4 protein-coding genes are annotated in these 3,250 nt (G+C 74.2%); all 4 read left to right on the plus strand.

The annotated features are described in order from the left end of the window. From C1I99_RS30625 to C1I99_RS30640, 4 genes are read left to right on the plus strand one after another with little or no spacing between them, the layout of a single operon-like run. Nucleotides 1-672: a glycine zipper family protein gene (locus tag C1I99_RS30625; RefSeq protein ID WP_233512809.1), complete on the plus strand. Its 672-nt coding sequence runs from the start codon at nucleotides 1-3 to the stop codon at nucleotides 670-672. Next, a complete protein-coding gene (locus C1I99_RS30630; RefSeq protein ID WP_111137634.1) occupies nucleotides 669-1,364 on the plus strand; it encodes a carboxypeptidase-like regulatory domain-containing protein in 696 nt (231 codons plus the stop codon). The genes C1I99_RS30625 and C1I99_RS30630 overlap by 4 nt, the downstream gene beginning before the upstream one ends. A 25-nt stretch (nucleotides 1,365-1,389) precedes the next feature. Next, nucleotides 1,390-2,640 carry a phage tail sheath family protein gene (locus C1I99_RS30635; protein ID WP_111137635.1) on the plus strand — a complete coding sequence of 417 codons (1,251 nt, stop codon included), beginning with the start codon at nucleotides 1,390-1,392 and terminating at the stop codon, nucleotides 2,638-2,640. 1 nt (nucleotide 2,641) lies between these two features. Continuing rightward, nucleotides 2,642-3,121 (plus strand): phage tail protein, encoded by a 480-nt coding sequence (locus C1I99_RS30640; protein ID WP_111137636.1) that lies wholly within the window; start codon nucleotides 2,642-2,644, stop codon nucleotides 3,119-3,121. The last annotated feature ends 129 nt before the right edge of the window (nucleotides 3,122-3,250 follow it).

Here is a 3,250-nt window from a genome sequence, read left to right on the forward strand (position 1 = left end):
CTGAGCCCGGTTGAGGGCCGCCAGGTCCGCAGCGGGAGGCCGCTCGCCACGGCGGACACGGTCGAGGGCGCGGGCGACGTGCTCGCGGACGGCGCGGACGGCAGCCACCTCGGCGACGGCCAGCTCGCCGGCGGCACCGTCGGGCTGCTGGTCGGCGCGGCCGTCGGCCTGCTCGTCGGCGGCGTCTTCGGCTGGGCGATCGCCTCGGCCCGGGTCTACGGCCCCGACCCGAAGGGAGTCCTCCTCTTCATCGTCGACCACACCTGGAGCCTGCTCAACACCGTGGTCGGCGCGATCTACCTCGCCGCCCACCTGGTGTTCGGGCACTCGCTGGACCGGGCCACCTCGCAGCACAGCTGCCGGGTCAACGTCGTCGAAGGGGTCTCTCCCCGGTACGCAACCACCATCGGCACGGTCTGCGCCGGCTCCGGGCCGGGCATCCAGCGGCACGAGGACGTGCACATCCTCCAGGCGCGCATCCTCGGGCCGCTCTACATCCCGCTGGTGCTCGCCAACTACGTACTGTTCACCATCGCCCCGGTCTGGCTGCTCTACCACGACCACACCAACGCGCCGATCAACCGCTTCACCCGGTACTTCGAGATCGGCGTCTACCCGCACGTGTGGAACGAGGCCATCGCCTACCGCGTGCAGGGGACGCCGCCGCGATGACCACGCCGGGGCGCGGCCCGATCGAGACGGCCACCGCCGAGGTGGCGGCGTGGCTGGCCGGGGCGGCGGGGGAAGCCGTGCCGGTCGGCCCGCCGCGGCCCGACGACGACCCGGCCCGGTTGACGCTCTGGCCGCTGGAGCTGCGCCCCGCCCGGCAGACCCGGGGCAGCGGCGGCCGTGAGCCGTACCGCTTCACGGTGCGTTACCTGCTCTGCGCCGGCGGACCGGCGGCACTGCCCGGCCTGGACCGGGTGCTCGCCGCCGCGACCGCCGGCGGGGACCGCGCCGTCGTGCTAGAGGCCGGTGACCCAGCGCTGTGGGCGGCGTTCGGCACCGGCCCCCGACCGGCCCTGCTCCTCGACGTACCGGCCCAGGTCGCGCACCCCGCCGCGCCGGCGCCCCCGGTGCTGCGGCCGCTGCGGCTACGTCAACTGGAGATGCTGGCCTTCGACGGGCGGGTGGTCGGGCCCGAGCAACAGCCGCTGGCGGCGATGCGGGTCGAGGTCCTCGGCACGGCGTACGCCACCCACACCGACCCGGCCGGCCGCTTCCGGGTGGTCGGCGTACCGCGCGACCCGCACCGTCCGGGGCCGGTCCGGCTGCGGCTCACCGGCCGGGGGCAGGTGCTCACCGCCCAGGTCGACCCGACCGAACCCGACATCGTCATCGTCTGCGCACCACCGCCCCGCTGACCCGCGATCCGTACCGGGAGGACCGATGCCCACCTACTTCTCGCCCGGCATCTACGTCGAGGAGGTGCCCAGCGGTGCCCGCCCGATCGGACCGGTCGGCACCAGCACGGCCGCCTTCGTCGGCGTCACCCCGGACCGCACCGCCCACCTGGGCCGGGCGCAGGCGGTCAACAACTGGTCGGACTTCCTGCGGCTCTACGCCGACGGGGACCGCCTGGAGAGCACCCCGCTGGCCAGGGCGGTCTTCGGCTTTTTCGACAATGGCGGCACCCGGTGCTGGGTGGTCAACGTCGGCGAGGGCGGTGGGATCACCGGCACCGGGCAACGACGCGGCGGCCTGCACCTGCTGGAGGCGGTCGACGAGGTGTCGATCCTGGCCGCCCCGGGCTTCCACGACCCGGTCTCGCACGAGGCGCTGCTGAGCATGGCCGAGCGGACGCGCACCATGGTGGCGATCTGCGACCCGGCCCCGGACGTCGACGACGTCGCCGCGCTGACCCGGGTGGCCACGCCGAGCACCGGCAAACCCCCGAAACCGGCCGAGAGCGGTTCCGGCGGCTCCGGCGGCGCGGGGGGCTCCGGCGGCGCGGGGGGCGGTGAGGCGCAGGCGGCGTACCGTCCGCGGCAGTCCGACTTCGGGGCGTTCTACTACCCCTGGCTGCGGGTGCGGGACCCGCTCAGCGGGGAACTGGTGCTCACCCCGCCGAGCGGGCACATGGCCGGCATCTGGGCCCGCACCGACGCGCTGCGCGGGGTGCACAAGGCACCGGCCAACGAGCCGGTACGCGGCGCGGTCGACCTCGCGCACCTGGTCACCCGGCCCGAGCACGACGTGCTCAACCCCAGGGGCGTGAACGTGATCCGCTACTTCGCCGGTGAGGGCATCCGGGTCTGGGGCGCCCGTACGCTCGCCGCCGAGGCCAGCGAGTGGCGCTACCTGAACGTCCGCCGGCTCTCCATCGCCATCGAGCAGGCGATCGCCAACGGCACCCGGTGGATGGTCTTCGAGCCGAACGACTTCACCCTGTGGCGGTCGATCCGCCGCGACATCGGCGCCTTCCTCACCCGGGTCTGGCGGGACGGCGCGTTGCTGGGTCGTACGCCCGAGGAGGCGTTCTTCGTCAAGTGCGACGAGGAGACCAACCCGGCCGACGTCCGCGACGCCGGCATGGTCGTCGCCCACATCGGTATCGCGGTGGTCAAGCCCGCCGAGTTCGTGGTGTTCAAGCTCAGCCAGTGGGCCGGCGGCGCCGAGACCGAGACGATTGGAGGCTGACATGCCCACGACGGCCGCCCCCCAGCCGGGCGCCCCGGTCGACCCGTACCGGGCGTACAACTTCAAGCTGCTTGTCAACGGCGTGACCAACGGCCACTTCACGGAGGTCAGCGGCCTGGAGATGACCATACCGGCGGTGCCGTACCGGGAGCAGGGCAACGACCGGATCCGGATGGTGCCCGGCCAGGTGGAGTACGGGCCGGTGACGCTGCACTTCGGACTCACCGCCTCCCGGGAGCTCTGGGACTGGGTGCACGCCGTGGCCCGGGGCACGGTGAACAGGCGCAACGTGTCGATCGTGCTGCTGGACGCGGCCGGCACCGCCGAGGTGCTGCGCTGGAACCTGATCAACGCCTGGCCGACGAACTGGCGCGGCGCCCACCTCAACACCCTCGGCCAGGAGCTCGCGATCGCCGCGCTGACCCTGCGGTACGAGGGCCTGGAACTGGAGACCGGCGGTGCCGCGCCGACGCCCGCGTAGCTGGCTGGCCGACCGGCTCCGCGCCGCGGCCGGCGCGACCCGCCGCCTGGCCGAGTACGTGGAGCCCGGCGCGACGCTGGCGCCCGCCCGCCGCCCGATCCACCCGGCCGGCTCCACCCCGCACAGCCC

The sequence above is a fragment of the Micromonospora deserti genome, assembly GCF_003236335.1.
Lineage (GTDB): Bacteria > Actinomycetota > Actinomycetes > Mycobacteriales > Micromonosporaceae > Micromonospora > Micromonospora deserti.

What these genes read in the sequence shown, in the direction of transcription:
- C1I99_RS30640 (WP_111137636.1), top strand. Translation starts at nt 2,642, where the DNA reads ATGCCCACGACGGCCGCCCCCCAGCCGGGCGCCCCGGTCGACCCGTAC.
- C1I99_RS30635 (WP_111137635.1), top strand. Translation starts at nt 1,390, where the DNA reads ATGCCCACCTACTTCTCGCCCGGCATCTACGTCGAGGAGGTGCCCAGC.
- C1I99_RS30630 (WP_111137634.1), top strand. Translation starts at nt 669, where the DNA reads ATGACCACGCCGGGGCGCGGCCCGATCGAGACGGCCACCGCCGAGGTG.